The following is a 17269-nucleotide window of genomic DNA, read 5'->3' on the forward strand; positions in this document are numbered from 1 at the left end:
CGCATGGAAGCCGGGTTCTCCAGCCTGATCGGCCAGCTGCTCAACGGGCTGGCCGGTGCGTCGTCGCTGTTCCTGGTGGCAGCGGGGCTGTCGCTGATCTTTGGCGTCACCCGCATCGTCAACTTTGCGCACGGCTCGTTCTACATGCTGGGGCTGTATGTGGCCTACACGCTGGTGGAGCAGCTGTCGGGCAGCCTCGGCTTCTGGCCCGCGCTGCTGCTGGCGCCCCTGGCCACTGGCGTGCTGGGTGCGGTGGTAGAGATGGCGCTGCTGCGGCGCATCTACCGCGCTCCGGAGCTGCTGCAACTGTTGGCCACCTTTGCGCTGGTGCTGGTGGTCAAAGACGCGGTGCTGTGGGCCTGGGGCCCTGAAGAGCTGTTTGGCCCCCGCGCGCCGGGGCTGGAGGGCTCCGTCAATGTCCTCGGGCGGCCGTTCCCTGCGTACGACCTGCTGTTGATCGCCATTGGCCCCGTGGTGCTGGGCGCCCTGTGGTGGCTGCTGCACCGCACGCGTTGGGGCACGCTGGTGCGCGCGGCCACGCAAGACCGCGAGATGGTCGGCGCCCTGGGCGTGAACCAGGCCTGGCTGTTCACCAGCGTGTTTGCCCTGGGCGCGTTGCTGGCCGGGCTGGGTGGTGCGCTGCAGCTGCCGCGCGAGCCCGCCAGCCTGGAACTGGACATGCACACCATTGGCGCCGCCTTCGTGGTGGTGGTGGTGGGTGGCATGGGTTCGCTGCCTGGCGCCTTTGTGGCCGCGCTGCTGATTGCCGAGTTGAAGGCGCTGTGCATCTGGATCGGTCTGGTCGAGGTGGGTGGCGTGGCCTTGTCGTTCTCCAAGCTCACTCTGGTGGTGGAATTTGTGGTGATGGCCGTGGTGCTGGTGTGGCGCCCCTGGGGCCTGATGGGCAAACCGCAGGCAACCGCCCGCGTCGCGGGCGATGCCGAAACCCCGCTCAAAGCCGCAGGCCCCGCCGCCCGCACGGCGTGGCTGGCCCTGCTGGCCGCGCTGGTGCTGCTGCCCATGGCCGCTGGGGCCTGGCCCTATGCCACCGTGCTGGCAGCCGATGTGCTGGTGGCAGCCCTTTTTGCCGCCAGCCTGCATTTCTTGATGGGGCCTGCGGGCCTGCATTCGTTTGGCCACGCGGCCTACTTTGGCCTGGGCGCCTACGCCGCAGCGCTGCTGGTGCGCGCGGCAGGCCTGCCCATGGAGGCCGCTTTGGTGCTGGCACCGCTGGTGGCGGCGCTGGGGGCGCTGGTGTACGGCTGGTTCTGCGTGCGGCTGTCGGGTGTGTCGCTCACCATGCTCACGCTGGCGTTTGCACAGATCACCTGGGCCGTGTGCTACCAGTGGGACAGCCTGACCGGTGGCAGCAACGGCATCACGGGCGTGTGGCCTTCGGACTGGTGGACCCAGGGCGCGCGCTTTTACTGGCTCACGCTCACCCTGGTGGCGCTGGGCGTGCTGGTGCTGCGCAGGGTGCTGCTGGCGCCGCTCGGTTACGCCCTGCGCGCGGGGCGCGATGCACCGCTGCGTGCCGAGGCCATTGGCATCGATGTGCGCCGTGTGCAGTGGATCGGCTTTGTGCTGGCGGGTGCGCTGGCGGGCCTGGCGGGCGCGCTGTTTTTGCTGGCCAAGGGCAGCATTTCGCCCGAAGCCCTGGCCGTGGCCAAGTCGGTGGATGGCCTGGTGATGGTGCTGCTGGGCGGCGTGCAAACGCTGGCGGGCCCCCTGCTGGGCGCGGGCGCGCTGACCTGGCTGCACGACACCGTGGCGCGCAACACCGACTACTGGCGCGCCTTGCTGGGCGCCACCATGCTGCTGCTGGTGCTGGCCTTCCCCCAGGGGCTGGCCGGTTTTGCCCAGGCCTGGTGGGCCCGCCGCAGGGGGGCTGCATGAGCGCGCCGCTGCTGCAGGTGACGGGCCTTTCGCGCGCCTTTGGCGGCGTGCAGGCGGTCGATGGCGTGGGCTTTTCGCTGGCCGAAGGCGAAATGCTGGCCCTCATCGGCCCCAATGGCGCGGGCAAGTCCACCACCTTCAACATGGTGGGCGGGCAGTTGCGGCCCGATGCGGGTGACGTGCGGCTGGCCGGTGAATCACTCGTGGGCCTGCCCCCGCGCACCATCTGGCGGCGGGGCGTGGGCCGCACCTTCCAGATCGCCGAAACCTTCCGCTCTTTGACGGTGGTGGAAAACGTGCAGATGGCGCTGCTGTCGGCAGACCGGCGCATCCTGCACTGGTGGCGGCCCGCCGCTGCCCACCGGCGGGCCGATGCACTGGACTTGCTGGAGCGCGTGGGCATGCACGCCCAGGCCGACCGCCCCTGCAGCGCCCTGGCCTATGGCGATGTGAAGCGCGTGGAGCTGGCCATGGCCCTGGCCCATGGCCCGCGCCTGCTGCTGATGGACGAGCCCACTGCGGGCATGGCCCCGGCCGAGCGCCTGGCCCTGATGGCGCTGACCCGCCAAATCGCCCGCGAACGCCGCATGGGCGTGCTGTTCACCGAGCACAGCATGGACGTGGTGTTTGGCCAGGCCGACCGCGTGCTGGTGCTGGTGCGCGGCCGCCTGCTGGCCGAAGGCACGCCCGAGCAGATCCAGGCCGATGCGCGCGTGCAAGAGGCCTATCTGGGCGCAGGCTTTGATGTGGAGGCGACCGCATGACAGAAAACGCCTCCGCGCCACTGCTGCAGGTGCAAGGCCTCAACGCCTGGTACGGCGCGGCGCAGATTCTGTTTGACGTATCGCTGCAGGTGGGGCGCGGTGAGGTCGTGGCCCTCATGGGCCGCAACGGCGCCGGTAAATCGACCACGCTCAAGGCTCTCATGGGCATGGTGGCGCGGCGCGGTAGCGTGCAGTTTTTGGGGCACGACATTGCGCGGCGCGAGCCGCACGATATTGCCCGCCTCGGCCTGGGCTATGTGCCCGAAGAGCGCCGCATCTTCACCGACCTGTCGGTGATGGACAACCTGGAGGTGGGCCGCCAGCGCCCGCGCCGCTGGCCCGATGGCACCGCCGCCCCCGAGTGGATGCCCGAGAAGCTGTTTGCGCTGTTCCCCAACCTGGGCGAAATGCCCCAGCGCCCCGGTGGGCGCATGAGCGGGGGCGAGCAGCAAATGCTCACCGTGGCTCGCACGCTCATGGGCCAGCCGCTGCTGGTGCTGCTGGATGAACCCTCAGAAGGCGTGGCGCCCCTCATCGTGCAGCAAATGGCCCGCACCATCCGCGCCCTGAAGGCGCAGGGTGTGAGTGTGCTGCTGAGCGAGCAGAACCTGCCGTTCGCCGAAGCCGTGGCCGACCGCGCCTACCTTATCGAACAGGGCGAGGTGGTTCACGAAGGCAGCATGGCCGACGTGGTGGCCAACCCCGACGTGCGCAAGAACTGCCTGGGGGTGTGAGCGAGCCGCACGCCTTGCGCCCACCGGGGTTCATGTCCAGCGCATCAAGGCTTTGGGGATGTGCCGCAAAGGCGCTTTACCTGCACGGTTTGCAGCGTGCAGTTTCATGCATTGTTTTGGCCTCTGGCGCTTATTGGGTAAGCGCAAACAGCTATTGATTTAGTAGCAAATACGGTCAATGCTGCGTGTGGTGCAGCCCCCGGCGCAGTTGCACCGCCTCGGCCACATGGTCTGCGCCGGTGTGGGTGGCGCCCGCCAGGTCGGCAATGGTGCGGGCCACCCGCAGGGTGCGGTGGGTGCTGCGGGCCGACCAGCCCAGCCGGTTGGCCGCGCGCTGCAAGAACTGCAGGGCGTCGTCCTGCAGCATCACCAGCTCGTCCATGCCCTGGCCCTGCAGCGCCTGGTTGGGGTGGCCTTGCCGCGCCAGCGCGCGGGCCCGGGCGCGCTCCACCCGCTCGCGCACGGTGGCGCTGGCCTCGCCCGCCGGGGCGCCCACCAGTTGCTCGGCGGGCAGGGCGGGCACCTCCACATGCAGGTCGATGCGGTCGAGCAGCGGGCCGCTGAGCTTGCCCTGGTAGCGCGCCACCTGGTCGGGCGTGCAGCGGCAGGCCCGCTGGCTCGACCCGAGGAAGCCACAGGGGCACGGATTCATGGCGGCAATCAGTTGAAACCGGGCCGGGAATTCCGCCCGCTGCGCCGCGCGGGCGATGGTGATATGGCCGGTTTCGAGCGGCTCGCGCAGCGCCTCCAGCGCGGCACGGGGGAATTCCGGTAGCTCGTCCAAGAACAACACGCCCTGGTGGGCGAGCGAGATTTCGCCGGGGCGGGGTGGTGATCCGCCACCCACCAGCGCCACGGCGCTGGCCGTGTGGTGGGGCTGGCGCGTGGGGCGGCGGCCCCAGTCGTCCGGGCGGAAGCTGCCGGCCAGGCTGGCCACGGCGGCGCTCTCCAGCGCCTCGTCCACTTGCATGGCGGGCAGCAGTCCGGCAAAGCGCTGCGCCAGCATGGACTTGCCCGAGCCGGGCGGGCCCACCATCAAGAGGCCATGGCCGCCAGCAGCGGCAATCTCCAGCGCGCGGCGCGCAGCCGTCTGGCCCTTCACATCGGCCAGGTCCGGCCCGCCGGTGGGGGTGCGCGGTGGCTGTGCCTGCAGCACCGCCCAGCCTTCGCTGGGGGCGGGGGGCTCAGCGCCGGGTGGCAGAAAGGCCTGCACCACGTCCAGCAGGTGGCGCGCACGCACCACCCGCGCGCCGGGCACCAGGGCGGCTTCTTCGGCACTGCCGGGGGGCAGCACCAGGCAGGCGGTGCTGCCTTGCGTGTGCAGCGCCAGGCTGGTGGCCAGGGCGCCTCGCACGGGGCGCAGCTCGCCGGACAGGGACAGCTCGCCCGCAAATTCATGCCCCGCCAGCCGGCTGGCATCGATCTGCCCACTGGCGGCGAGGATGCCCAGCGCAATCGGCAGGTCGAACCGCCCGGAATCCTTGGGCAGGTCGGCCGGGGCCAGGTTCACCGTGATGCGCTTGTTGTGCGGGAATTCCAGCCCTGCGTTCTGCAGGGCCGAGCGCACGCGTTCGCGCGCTTCTTTCACTTCCACATCGGCGAGGCCCACCAGCGTGAAGCTGGGCAGGCCGTTGGCCAGATGCACTTCCACGGTGACAGAAGGCGCCAACATCCCCAGAAGGGCGCGGCTTTGCACCAAAGCAAGACTCATGAAGCGGTTTCTCCCCAGATGGGTGCGTTTGTGGGTGTTTTGGCGAGGGCTTGTGGGTTTTTGCACCATATGAGTGTGCTTCGCCCGGCGCGATCCCCGCCACTGTACTAGGGATTGTTGTAACCCAACGCAACCGCGCCCGGACCGCATGCGCAGGGCCTGTGGAGGCAATGGCACGGTCCGTGCTTAAAGCGCTTGTCCCTACTTTGTCCAACCGGAGGAAACATGACCCGCGCCGTCATCAAGACCCTGGGCGTTGCCCTTGTTGCAACCCTTCCCATGCTGGCCAGCGCCCAGCTCACCGCCAACGTCAGCCTGACCACGAACTACAAGTTCCGCGGCCAGGACCAGGACACGTCCAAGGTCAAGGCCGTCAAGCCTGCACTGCAAGGCGGCTTTGACTACACCTTCGGCGAATCCGGTTTCTATGTCGGCAACTGGAACTCCAGCGTGGACTGGCTGGCCAACAACTCGCTCGAATCCAACCTGTACGGCGGCTACAAATTCAAGGCAGGCGGCTTGGATCTGGACGTCGGTGCGCGGACCTACATCTACCCCGGCAACGCCAACGGCAACACCACCGAAGCCTACATTGGCACCACGTTCGGACCTTTGTCGGCCAAGTATTCGCACACCCTGTCCAATGACTACATGGGTTTTGCTGGCGCCAAGGCAGGTTCTGGTCTGAAGGGCCGCAACACGGGCTACGTGAATCTGGCATTCGCACAGGAAGTGGCCCCCAGCGTCACCCTGAAGGCATCGGTCGGCTTCACCCGCTTCGCCAGCGACATCAAGGACTCGGGCGTGCCCAACTACATGGATTACAGCGTGGGCGGTGCGTACGACTTCGGCAGCGGCCTGTCGCTGGGCGCTGCCGTGGTGGGCGCGAACAAGAAGGACTTCTTCGGTCCCGTCAACAAGTCGCGTGTGATCGTCACCCTGACCAAAACCCTGTAATTCGCTGCGGGCGCCTGGGGCGCCCGCGCTGGAGGAACTGAACATGAAAATGGTGACTGCCATCATCAAACCCTTCAAGCTCGATGAAGTGCGCGAAGCGCTCTCGGACATCGGCGTGCAAGGAATCACCGTCACGGAAGTCAAGGGCTTTGGCCGCCAGAAGGGCCACACCGAGCTGTACCGCGGCGCCGAGTACGTGGTGGACTTTCTTCCCAAAGTCAAGGTCGAGGCCGCCGTGGCTGACGACCTGGTGGACCGCGTGATCGAAGCCATCGAAAGCGCAGCCCGCACCGGCAAGATCGGCGACGGCAAGATTTTTGTGTCCCACCTCGAACAGGTGGTGCGCATCCGCACCGGCGAAACCGGCAAGGAAGCCCTCTGAGGCCCCGCCATACCCATCGGAAAGAAATGCCATGAAAAAACTACTTGCTTCTTTCGTCCTGGGGCTGAGCCTGCTGACTGCAGGCACCTTGTCCCTGGCCCAGGCGCCTGCTGCAGAGCCTGCCGCAGTCACCGCCCCCGCCGCTGAAGCGGCCCCCGCAGCACCTGCTGCCGCCCCAGCCGCCGCAGCGCCAGCAGCAACTGCCGAGGCTCCCGCCCCCGTGCCCAACAAGGGCGACACCGCCTGGATGATGGTCGCCACCATTCTGGTGATCCTGATGGTGCTGCCTGGCCTGGCCCTGTTCTACGGCGGCCTGGTGCGCAGCAAGAACATGCTGTCCGTGCTCATGCAGGTCATGGTCACGTTCTCGCTGATCACGGTGCTGTGGTTCATCTATGGCTACAGCCTGGCGTTCACCGAAGGCAATGCTTTCATCGGCGGGTTTGACCGGCTGTTCATGAAGGGCATCTGGGACAACGCAGCGGGCACCTTTGCCAACGCGGCCACGTTCAGCAAGGGCGTGGTGATTCCTGAAATCTCCTTCGCAGCCTTCCAGGCCACGTTTGCCGGCATCACCTGCGCACTGATCGTGGGCGCTTTTGCCGAGCGCATCAAGTTCTCTGCCGTGCTGCTGTTCATGGTGCTGTGGTTCACCTTCAGCTACCTGCCCGTGGCCCACATGGTGTGGTTCTGGATGGGCCCCGATGCCTACACCGGCAAGGAAGTGGCCGACGCCATGACCGGCAAGGCTGGTCAGATCTGGCAATGGGGTGCGCTGGACTTTGCCGGCGGCACTGTGGTGCACATCAACGCGGCCGTCGCTGGCCTGGTAGGCGCCTTCATGGTGGGCAAGCGCATCGGCTACGGCAAGGAAGCCATGGCCCCGCACAGCCTCACGCTGACCATGGTGGGTGCATCCCTGCTGTGGGTGGGCTGGTTCGGCTTCAACGCAGGCTCTGCCCTGGAAGCCAATGGCTTCGCTGCCCTGGCCTTCATCAACACGCTGGTGGCCACGGCTGCTGCCGTGCTGGCCTGGTGCCTGGGTGAAGCGCTGATGCGCGGCAAGGCTTCGATGCTGGGCGCTGCCTCGGGCGCCGTGGCTGGCCTGGTGGCCGTGACGCCTGCGGCGGGCAACGTGGGTATCGGCGGTGCGCTGATCATCGGCCTGGTGGGTGGCTTTGCCTGCCTGTGGGGTGTGCATGGCCTCAAGAAGATGCTGGGCGCTGACGACTCGCTCGACGTGTTCGGCGTGCACGGCGTAGGCGGTATCGTGGGTGCGCTGCTGACTGGCGTGTTCAACTCCCCCGCCCTGGGCGGCCCCGGCTACGTGGCTGACTGGGTGACAGCTTCGATGGTGACAGCGGCCGATTACTCGATCGCCGCCCAGGTCTGGACGCAAGCCAAGGCCGTGTTGCTGACGGTAGTGTGGTCGGGCGTGGTGTCGGTCATCGCGTTCAAGTTGGTCGATCTGATGGTGGGCCTGCGCGTCTCGGAAGAAGACGAGCGCGAAGGTCTGGACATCACATCGCACGGCGAAACGGCGTACAGCCGTTAAGGGGGACCACCGGCTGCCGTGTCTGGTGGTGCGGCAGCCGCCCCGTTTTCTTAGAGCGAGTCTCCTCAAGCATTGGGCCACCCCGGTTTGCCGCCGTGGTGGCCCTTTTTTGTGCCCGCTGCAAAGAAGCTGCACAGCCTTTGTTCAAAAAATTCATGCGCTGCGGGGGCTGGCTGCAAAGTCACACCCGCTACGATGCAGGGCATGGACCAAGCCCTTGCCCAGATCACCGAGCGCGTGCGCGCCGCCGTTGCAGACCAGACTCCCTTGCGCATCCGGGGCGGGGGCACCAAAGACTTCCATGGCCGTGCGCTGCGCGGCGACGTGCTGGACACGCGGCTGCTGTCGGGCATCACCAGCTACGAGCCCAGCGAGCTGGTCATCACCGCCCGCGCGGGCACACCCCTGGCCGAGCTGGAGGCCGCACTGGCCGCCAAAGGCCAGTGCCTGCCGTTTGAGCCGCCGCACTTTTCCCCCGGCGCCACCGTGGGCGGCATGGTGGCGGCAGGCCTGTCGGGCCCCGCGCGCGCCAGCGTGGGCGCGGTGCGCGACTATGTGCTGGGCGTGAGCCTCATCAACGGCCGGGCAGAGCCGCTCACCTTTGGTGGGCAGGTGATGAAGAACGTGGCCGGATACGACGTCTCGCGCCTCATGGCCGGTTCCTGGGGCACGCTGGGCTTGCTCACAGAAGTGAGCCTCAAGGTGCTGCCCGTGGCCCCGGCCGAGGCCACGCTGCGCTTTGAATGCAACCAGGCCGACGCCCTGCGCAAGCTGCACGCCTGGGGCGGCCAGCCCCTGCCGCTGAACGCCAGCTGCTGGCTGCAAGACGGTGGCGTGGGCACGCTGTATGTGCGCCTGCGCGGCGCCGTGGCTGCAGTGCAGGCTGCGTGCAAAACCATGGGAGGCACCCTTCTGGACAACGCCACCACCGCGCCAGACTGGTCTGCCTGCCGCGACCACACCTTGCCCTGGTTTGTCCAGCGCGCCCAGCAGCCCGACCTGGCCCTGTGGCGCCTGTCGCTGCCCGCCACCGCGCCGGTGCTGGCGCTGCCTGCGGCCGCCCAGCCGCTGGTGGAATGGCATGGTGCCCTGCGCTGGGTGCAGGCCCCGGCCAGTGCGGGCGATGCCCTGCGCGCCGCTGCCGAGGCGGTGGGCGGTAGTGCTTCTGTTTTTGTAGCTGCCAGCGCTTATCCAGAAAGCGCTAGCAGCCAATTTGATCCAAAGTCTGCCGCGCTGGCGAAAATCCACGCCCGCGTGAAGCAGGCGTTCGACCCCGCGGGCATCTTCAACCCGGGCCGCCTGGCCGCCGCCTGGTAAAGCGCGGCCCATGCGCCACCTGATCCACCTCACGGGCCACCACCGCACGGTCACCACCAACCGGGTGCTGGGCCTGTTGCTGGCCTTCAATGCCGGTGCCGTGAATGCGGGCGGCTTTCTGGTGGCGCAGATGTACACCTCGCACATGACGGGCTTTCTCTCGTCACTGGCCGACAACCTGGTGCTGGGCAACATGAAGCTGGTGCTGGGTGCGGTGGGCACGCTGTGGGCCTTCATGTCGGGGGCGGGCAGCACGGCCATTCTGGTGAACTGGGCGCGCCACCACCAGTTGCACGGCACCTACGCGCTGCCATTGCTGCTCGAAGCCATTCTCATGCTGCTGTTTGGCCTGGTGGGGGCCATCACGCTGGGCTGGCGCACGCCGTTTGCTGTGCCCCTCACGGTGCTGCTGCTGGCCTACCTCATGGGCCTGCAAAACGCAGTGGTCACCAAGATGTCGTCGGCTCAGATACGCACCACGCACATGACCGGCGTGGTGACTGACCTGGGCATCGAAATGGGCAAGATGCTCTACTGGAACCGCAGCGGCACCGCCCCTGAGCGCTATGTGAAGGCGAACCGCGACCGGCTGCGCCTGTTTGCCGGGCTGGCGGCCATGTTTTTGGTGGGCGGGCTGGTGGGCGCTGCTGGCTTCAAGTACGTGGGTTTCATTTTTGTGTTGCCGCTGGCGCTGGTGCTGCTTACCTTGTCGTTGCCGCCTTTGTGGGCTGACCGCCAGAAGTTGCGAGCACTGCTGCTGCAGCGCCGCGCTGGCCCCCAGCCGGGCGACGCCAGCCCGCCCGGGCCCGATGCAGGCCCCTAGACCGCTGGCGCAACACCCCCCGATCTTTACCGTTATCTCCAGGCACGCTCCATGCAGACCCAACTCGCCCCCGAATACGCAGCCCGCCCCGACGGCCAGGAAGCCGAAGCCATCCTGCGCAAGTGCGTGCACTGCGGCTTTTGCACCGCCACCTGCCCCACCTACCAGCTGCTGGGCGACGAGCTGGACGGGCCGCGCGGCCGCATCTACCTTATCAAGCAGGTGCTGGAAGGCGCCGAGCCCACGCGCGCCACGCAGATGCACCTGGACCGGTGCCTGACCTGTCGCAACTGCGAAAGCACCTGCCCCAGCGGCGTGCAGTACGGCCACCTGGTGGACATTGGCCGCAAGATCGTGGACGAAAAAGTGCCTCGCCCTGCAGGCGAGAAGGCACTGCGCTGGGCACTGAAGGAAGGCCTGCCCTCGCCCTTGTTCGCACCCGCCATGAAGGCCGGGCAAATGGTGCGCGGCCTGCTGCCCGAAGCACTCAAGGCCAAGGTGCCCGCCCCCCGTGACGCCGGGGCCTGGCCCACGCGTGAACATGCGCGCAAGGTCATCATGCTGGCCGGCTGCGTGCAGCCCGCGATGATGCCCAACATCAACACCGCCACTGCCCGTGTGCTCGACGCCGTGGGTGTGCAGTCGGTCATCGTGCCCAAGGCCGGGTGCTGCGGTGCGGTGAAGTTCCACCTCAACGACCAGGAAGGCGGCAAGGCTGAGATGCGCGCCAACATCGATGCCTGGTGGCCCCTGGTGGAGCAGGGCGGGGTGGAGGCCATTGTGATGAACGCGTCGGGCTGCGGTGTGACGGTGAAGGAATACGGCCACCTGCTCAAGGACGATGCGCAATACGCCGCCAAGGCCGAGCGCATCAGCGCCCTCACACGCGACTTGTCAGAACTGCTGCCCGCCATGCTGCCCGAGCTGGCTGCCAAGCTGCAGGGCCGTGTGAGCCAGCCCGACACCCTGTACGCTTACCACCCCCCCTGCACCCTGCAGCATGGGCAAAAGCTGCGCGGCGGGGTGGAGGCGCGCCTGAACCAGCTCGGCTTCAAGCTGCGCGCCGCGCGCAATGAGGCACACCTGTGCTGCGGCTCTGCGGGCACGTATTCGGTGCTGAACCCCGACCTCTCTCACCAGCTGCGCGATCGCAAACTGGGCGTGCTGAACGAAGCCTTCGGCGAGCAGCCGCCGGACATGATTCTTTCGGCCAACATCGGCTGCATCACCCACCTGCAAAGCGGCACTGGCACGCCGGTACGGCACTGGGTGGAGGTGCTGGACGAAGCCCTGAGGCAGCGCTGATCTCTCGCACGGCGTTGCAGCGTTTGCCTGATTTGCTGTTCGGACACGGTTGACGGACACCTCGTCGCGCCGGCCCAACACTATCTCCAAAGTGCGCAGCTTGATTGTTCGGGGGGCCAAAGAAAGTAGAGTTGAAACGTTCATTTACACAGTTTCAACACCTTCAGCCCTGGTGATCGGGTGGTAGTGCTGCGGGAGATTCCATGAATAACCATCGCCATGCCTGGACGATGGGCCAGCGCTTGCTAGTGATCAACGGCGTGATGTTTGTGCTGCTTGCCGCTGTGGCGGTGGCCATCTGGTTGATGATGAGCCGCATCAGCGACGATGCGGATTCGGTGCGCACCGTCAACGTACCCCAGCTGCAGCGCATCTCGGAGATGGAACTGAACGTCACCCGCGTATCGCTGCAGTTGCGCCACGCCATTCTGGCGCGCAACGCCCAGGAACTGGAAGCCACGCTGGCCGATATTGCAGACAAGCGCAAAACCATTGCTGGAGCCATGGAAGGTCTGGGCCAGGGGATGTTCGATGACGAAGGTCGCCAGGCGTTCGTGCCCTTGCAAGGCTTGGTGAACGAGTTCTGGAAGGTGGGAGAGGAAAACCTGCGCCTCATCCAGGACGGCAAGAAGGATGAAGCGTTCGCCTTCCTGGTGGATCGCACCATCCCTGCGCGCAACAAAATTCTCACCGTGCTGGATAGTGAAAAAAAGCGCCAGAGCCAGCGCCTGTCCCTGACCATCAACGAGGTGAAAAGCCTGGCCGCTGCCGACCGCAACATCGCCGTGGCGGTGATGGTGCTGGTGGTGGCCTGCCTTTCGGGCCTGGGGTTGTACCTGCGCGCGGTGGTGCGCGACCTGGGGGCAGACCCGCCCGACCTCAAGCGCGTGGCGCTGGCCGTGGCCAACGGTGATCTGGGTGTGGAGGTGCTGACCCGCGAGGGGGACAAAGCCAGCATCATGGCGGGCCTGCGCAACATGCGCGAGCGCCTCGCCGAAGTGGTGGGCACCGTTCGCCAGAGTGCAGAAAGCGTGTCTGCCGCGAGCCGTGAAATCTCTGCGGGCAACCACGATTTGTCCGCCCGCACCGAGCAGCAGGCCGCAGCGCTGCAGCAAACGGCCGCGTCGATGGACGAAATGGGCGCCGCCGTGCGCCAGAACGCCGAAAGCGCCCGCTGTGCCGACCAGCTCGCCAAGGAAGCTGCCCGGGTGGCAGAGCAGGGTGGCACGGTGGTGAGCAACGTGGTGAACACCATGAAGGGCATCCACGACAGCAGCAATCGCATCAGCAACATCATCGGGGTGATCGACTCCATTGCCTTCCAGACCAACATCCTGGCGCTGAATGCCGCGGTGGAAGCCGCCCGCGCGGGCGAGCAGGGCCGGGGCTTTGCGGTGGTGGCAGCCGAGGTGCGTACCTTGTCGCAACGCACGGCCACTGCGGCCAAGGAGATCAAGGAGCTGATCACCGCCAGCGCCCTGCAGGTTCACCAGGGAAGCACGCAGGTCAACGAGGCGGGCGCCACGATGACCGAAGTGGTCGATGCCATCCGCCGCGTGACGGCCCTGATGGGTGAGATCAGCGCATCCAGCGAAGAGCAAAGCCGTGGTGTGCAGCAGATTGCCGAGGCGGTCACCGTCATCGACCAGGGCACACAGCAAAACGCTGCTCTGGTGGAAGAAATGGCCGCCGCCGCCAGCAGCCTGGAAAACCAGGCCGCAGCCTTGGTGCAAGCCATGGCCGTCTTCCGCATGGCGGGCGAATCGTTGGGCCAGCCCACGGCGGCTGTGCCTGCCCCTGCCTTTACCCCTGTGCCTGCACGGGCTCCAGCCGTTCAGCGTGCGCCGGCACCTGCGGTGCGCCATGCACCTGCTGCCGCACCAAAGCCCGCTGTGGCAGCGCCGGCCAAGGCCACGGCTTCTGACGACCATTGGGAATCGTTCTGACGCTTTGCTGAGGTGACCCGCCCGCTTCAAATCGGGCGGCATGGTGTTGTAGCTGGCTCTGCGCACGTCGAAAGAGCGTGATGTAGTGACGCATCCTGCGGTGCAAGTGTGTCTGTAGCTTGCAGAACTGTCTGGTTTCCCCCGTTTGTCATCTCGCCCGCCTGATCTAGCGGCGGACCGGGGCAAGACTGGGCAACGATCTCAAACGGAAATGTTCCCTGCCTGATGGGAACAGTGGGTGTGCCGTAGAGGCCGCCTTGGCAACCTGGCTTACTGCTGCGCCGCCGCCCAGGCGCGGAACTCTGCCTCGGGCAGTGGGCGGCTGAAGCGGTAGCCCTGGAACAGGTCGCAGCCAGAGCGCAGCAACCGTTCTTGCTGGGCCAGGGTCTCCACCCCCTCGGCCAGCACGCGCAAATCCAGCTGGTGGGCCATGGCCACGATGGCGTCGATCAGCACCGCTGGGCGTTTGCCTTGGCCGCTGTGCTCGGGGGCGTCGATGTCCATGGTGAACGAGCGGTCGATCTTCAGAACGTCAATCGGCAGGCGCTTGAGGTAGGCCAGGCTGGAATACCCCGTGCCGAAGTCGTCGAGCGCGAAGCGCACACCGTGGCTGCGCAGCTGGGCCATTTTTTCCAGCGTGGCCTCCAGATCGTCCACCAGCACGCTTTCCGTCAATTCCAACTCCAGCGAAAAGGCGTCGATACCCACACGGGCGATCAGCGATTCAATGCGGCCGATGAAGTCCGCCTCCCGGAACTGACGGGCACTCACGTTCACAGCCATCGTCAGCTTCGTAGCCCACGGAGTGCAGGCGGGATCGTTTTGCCACCGGTGCAGGGTGGTGGCAGCTTCTTCCAGCACCCAGTTGCCCAGGGGCACGATCAGGCCGCTGGCTTCGGCTTCGGGGATGAAATGCACGGGCGACACCAGGCCACGGCGCGGGTCTTGCCAGCGCACCAGGGCCTCTACACCGGCCAGGCGGCCCTGACTGTCCACCTGCGGCTGGTAGTGCAACAGCAGCGGCGCGGGCTTGGCTTCCAACGCTCGGCGCAGGTCACTGCGCAGCGCCAGGCGTTCGCTGGCGGCTTCCTGCAAGGCATGGGCGAAAAAGTACACGCGGCTGTCGCCCGCATCCTTGGTGCGGTGCATGGCGGTTTCTGCTTCACGCAGCAGTTCAGGCGCGTCGCGGCTGTCGTTCGGAATCATCACCACACCTGCTCCGGCAGACAGGTGCAGCACCTGGCCCTGCACTTCCAGCGGCTCGGCAATCGCAGCCAGCAAGCGTTCGATGGTGCGTGCAGCTTCGGCCGATGCCTGGTTCAGATCGCCTTGCAGGTCGCACAGCAGCAGGGCGAAGGTGTCACCATCCACCCGGGCCAGCCTTTGGCCCTGGCTCTGCAGCGCGCTCAGCCGCCGTGCCATGGTGCGCAACACAGTGTCGCCAGCGGCCATGCCCAGCGAGTCGTTGACGGACTGGAAGGCGTTGATGTTGATGGTGGCCAGGGCTGCACGGCGCGGTTGCAGATCGGCCGCTGCCAGCTCCTGCACGACTTGTTCGAGCAACGAGCGCCTGTTGCTCAGCCCGGTCAACGCGTCGAAATGGGCCAGTTGGCGGATTTCGGCCTCGGCCGCGAGGCGGGTGCGGATGTCGCGCACCGCCACCACGCGCACCTGGCGGTTGCCCAGCTGGCGGCGGCGTACGCTGCATTCGCAGGGGATGGTTTGCCCTTGTGCATCCTGCAGGTCCACTTCCCACACGCCTTCCATGCCCTGCGTGGTGCGTTGAATGGTGCGCTCCAGAAAGGGGGGGGAGACCCAGGAGAGCATGGCCGTGCCCACCAGTCCTCCGGGCGCAACGCCCATGAGGCGGTCAGCGGCCGCGTTCGCATCGGTGATGCGTCCGTTTTCGTGCAGGATGATGGCTTCAAAGGAGGCGTCTGACAGTTGCCGCAAGCGGGCCTCGCTTTCGGCCAGCGCCGTGTTGCGTGCCTGCAGTTCGCTCGCCATCTTTTCAAGGGCCTGGCCCAGGTCGTGGAGATCGCCACTGCCCTGCAGGCGTGGCAGGTGGGTGAAATCGCCTGCGCCAATGCGTTCCATGCCCGCACGCAGCGCGGCCACGGGCCGCAGAATGCCCCAGTGCGCCATAGCCAGCAGGCCCAGCGAACCAAGCAGCACGGCCATCGCCAGCACCACTGCCTGTGTACGGAGCTGGTTCCAGGTTTCTGCGGCCACTGGGCGCAGGTCATAGTCAATCCACAGCATGCCCTGGCGCGTGGCGCGCACTTCGCCAGACTGCAGGCCCATGGTGACCGGGGCCAGCGCGGTCAACCGCAGGTTTGCACGGTCCAGCGTCAAAAGCTCACGCTGCGCCCGGCGAACCTGCCGCACGGCGTCTTCGGTGTAGCCGGGTATGTGTTCCGCCGCGGTGCGGCCCTTCCAGGCAAAGCGGGTGGCGGCAATGACTTTGCCGTCTGGGCCCACCAGGGCGGCATAGGCAACGGCAGGGTTCAGGCCCAGCTGCGAAACAATGCCCACCGTACCGCTGCCATCGTTGCGGCGCAGAACGGTCTCCAAGGCCCGCTGGGTTTCCAGCAGTTCCGCGTGCGCCGTGTGGTCGGCAAATCGCTGCAGGTCCTGGGCGTAATGCCGTTGCTGGTCTGCGACCAGAATCAAGGCCATCACCGCACTGGCAATGATGAGCGACAGAGGCAGCCACAGGCGCAGATTGAACACCCGCACGGTGTGCGTGGCGACTGCGGGCTGTGTGTGGGGCGCTGTCATGGGGTTGTGCCGCGTACGAAGCGGTCGTCGATCAGGTGGGTGGTGTCTACCCGCCTTTGCAGCAAGCCCTGTTCCAGCATGCCCAGCGCCATGCGCTGCGCCGAGGCGGCCAGCCGCGAGTCTGTTCCGCTCATCAGCGTGCGGTTGGCGGCGGCTGGTAGCTCGATACCGCTGAAGGCTGCATCCATCTCTGTCGGGGTGAGGCCCAGGCGAGGCGCCATGCGCCGCAGAGCGTCCTCCCGCGCGGTGCCCAGGTGGGCCAGGGCACGTTCCTAGGCGGCCAGCAGCTGTGAAATGCGCTGGGTGCAGCAGTCCAGGGCGTCGGTGCGCGCTACCAGCACATCCACGATTTCACCGGGGATGGCGCTGCTGTCAAACAGCACCGGCGCTCCCTCGCCACGCAAGACCTGCAGCACCGGGTCGAAGGTCACGAGCGCGTCCACCCGGCTCTCGCGCCAGGCCGTCAGGTGTTCGTCCAATGGCAGGGGCACTACGGTGATGTCGGTGGTGCGCAGCCCAGTCTTGGCCAATGCAGCATTGAGCATGTAGGCGCCCACGGCGGTTTGTTCCACCCCCACCTTGCGGCCGCGCAGGTCCGCCAGCCCGGCCACCCCGTAGCGGGCCACCAGCGCGTCGGCGCCCTGGGAAATGTCCAAGACCCAGATCACCTTGATGGGAATGCCTTCCTGGACGAGCGTCAGGGCTTCGTCCAGCGTCAGCCCCGCCATGTCGAGCCGGCCGGTGCGCAGCCCATCCATGCTCTGGGTGGTGGAGCCCAGCTCCACCAGGCGCAGGGGAAGGCCTTCGTGCAGGCCCAGATCGCGCGCCAGGTACAGGGGCTCGTACCCCGTCCACGTGTTGGTGCCCACCGTCAGCGGGGGCTCATAGCGGGCGCCGCACGCGCTCAACAGCGCGGCGCAGGAGGCCAGGGCAAGTGCAATGCAAGTCCTCCGCCACCCGGTGCGTTTTGCCGGGGAATCCGCGATGTTGGGCACGGCGGAGTGCATCCCCCAATAGTAAGCGAGTGTGAGTAAGCAGGTGTGTCAAACAAAGAACACATCGGTTTGGATGGCGCGGTTTCCCAGGGTACGTCGCGCG

Annotated in this window: 14 protein-coding genes; 10 read left to right on the forward strand and 4 right to left on the reverse strand. The window is 66.8% G+C overall.

What is annotated here, in order from left to right:
* Positions 1-3 precede the first annotated feature (3 nt).
* The 3 genes from BDD18_RS19405 to BDD18_RS19415 are packed head-to-tail and all read left to right on the forward strand — an operon-like array spanning position 4 to position 3394.
* Entirely contained in the window at positions 4-1896 is a 1893-nt protein-coding gene (locus BDD18_RS19405; RefSeq protein ID WP_142085308.1) for an ABC transporter permease, read from the forward strand.
* Positions 1893-2660: an ABC transporter ATP-binding protein gene (locus BDD18_RS19410; RefSeq protein ID WP_142085310.1), complete on the forward strand. Its 768-nt coding sequence runs from the start codon at positions 1893-1895 to the stop codon at positions 2658-2660. Before BDD18_RS19405 ends, BDD18_RS19410 begins: the two co-directional genes overlap by 4 nt.
* Positions 2657-3394, forward strand: a complete 738-nt coding sequence (locus BDD18_RS19415) for an ABC transporter ATP-binding protein (RefSeq protein WP_142085312.1) — start codon at positions 2657-2659, stop codon at positions 3392-3394. Before BDD18_RS19410 ends, BDD18_RS19415 begins: the two co-directional genes overlap by 4 nt.
* Before the next feature lie 175 nt (positions 3395-3569).
* Here BDD18_RS19415 and BDD18_RS19420 read toward each other — a convergent pair whose 3' ends face one another.
* On the reverse strand, positions 3570-5105 hold the full coding sequence (locus tag BDD18_RS19420) for a YifB family Mg chelatase-like AAA ATPase (RefSeq protein WP_142085314.1): 1536 nt from the start codon (positions 5103-5105) through the stop codon (positions 3570-3572).
* Positions 5106-5330: 225 nt separating this feature from the next.
* Between BDD18_RS19420 and BDD18_RS19425 the strand changes: the two genes are divergently transcribed.
* The 7 genes from BDD18_RS19425 to BDD18_RS22800 all read left to right on the forward strand — a co-directional run bounded on the left by BDD18_RS19425 (position 5331) and on the right by BDD18_RS22800 (position 13390).
* Positions 5331-6062: a TorF family putative porin gene (locus tag BDD18_RS19425; RefSeq protein ID WP_142085316.1), complete on the forward strand. Its 732-nt coding sequence runs from the start codon at positions 5331-5333 to the stop codon at positions 6060-6062.
* A gap of 43 nt (positions 6063-6105) precedes the next feature.
* Positions 6106-6444, forward strand: a complete 339-nt coding sequence (gene glnK / locus BDD18_RS19430) for a P-II family nitrogen regulator (protein ID WP_066692296.1) — start codon at positions 6106-6108, stop codon at positions 6442-6444.
* A 31-nt stretch (positions 6445-6475) separates the two neighbouring features.
* Positions 6476-7999, forward strand: a complete 1524-nt coding sequence (gene amt, locus BDD18_RS19435; protein WP_142085318.1) for an ammonium transporter — start codon at positions 6476-6478, stop codon at positions 7997-7999.
* A gap of 195 nt (positions 8000-8194) precedes the next feature.
* On the forward strand, positions 8195-9316 hold the full coding sequence (glcE, locus tag BDD18_RS19440) for a glycolate oxidase subunit GlcE (RefSeq protein ID WP_142085320.1): 1122 nt from the start codon (positions 8195-8197) through the stop codon (positions 9314-9316).
* Between the two features lie 10 nt (positions 9317-9326).
* Positions 9327-10139 carry a YoaK family protein gene (locus BDD18_RS19445; protein WP_066698558.1) on the forward strand — a complete coding sequence of 271 codons (813 nt, stop codon included), beginning with the start codon at positions 9327-9329 and terminating at the stop codon, positions 10137-10139.
* Between the two features lie 51 nt (positions 10140-10190).
* Entirely contained in the window at positions 10191-11444 is a 1254-nt protein-coding gene (glcF, locus tag BDD18_RS19450) for a glycolate oxidase subunit GlcF (RefSeq protein ID WP_142085322.1), read from the forward strand.
* A 203-nt stretch (positions 11445-11647) separates the two neighbouring features.
* The gene (locus BDD18_RS22800; protein WP_276491144.1) at positions 11648-13390 is read left to right on the forward strand and encodes a methyl-accepting chemotaxis protein; all 1743 of its coding nucleotides are present in this window, start codon (positions 11648-11650) and stop codon (positions 13388-13390) included.
* 270 nt (positions 13391-13660) lie between these two features.
* Here the strand turns inward: BDD18_RS22800 and BDD18_RS19460 are convergent, their stop codons facing one another.
* Genes BDD18_RS19460 through BDD18_RS19470 form a run of 3 tightly spaced genes read right to left on the reverse strand, consistent with a single transcriptional unit; the run spans position 13661 to position 17178 of the window.
* Positions 13661-16171: a bifunctional diguanylate cyclase/phosphodiesterase gene (locus BDD18_RS19460; RefSeq protein ID WP_142085324.1), complete on the reverse strand. Its 2511-nt coding sequence runs from the start codon at positions 16169-16171 to the stop codon at positions 13661-13663.
* Positions 16168-16392, reverse strand: coding sequence for a hypothetical protein (locus BDD18_RS19465; protein ID WP_142085326.1), 225 nt, complete (start codon positions 16390-16392; stop codon positions 16168-16170). The genes BDD18_RS19460 and BDD18_RS19465 overlap by 4 nt, the downstream gene beginning before the upstream one ends.
* 51 nt (positions 16393-16443) lie before the next feature.
* A complete protein-coding gene (locus tag BDD18_RS19470) occupies positions 16444-17178 on the reverse strand; it encodes an ABC transporter substrate-binding protein (protein ID WP_142085328.1) in 735 nt (244 codons plus the stop codon).
* Between the last annotated feature and the right edge of the window lie 91 nt (positions 17179-17269).

Origin of the sequence: Acidovorax temperans, assembly GCF_006716905.1 — a bacterium.
In the GTDB taxonomy this organism is placed as follows: Bacteria; Pseudomonadota; Gammaproteobacteria; order Burkholderiales; family Burkholderiaceae_C; genus Acidovorax; species Acidovorax temperans.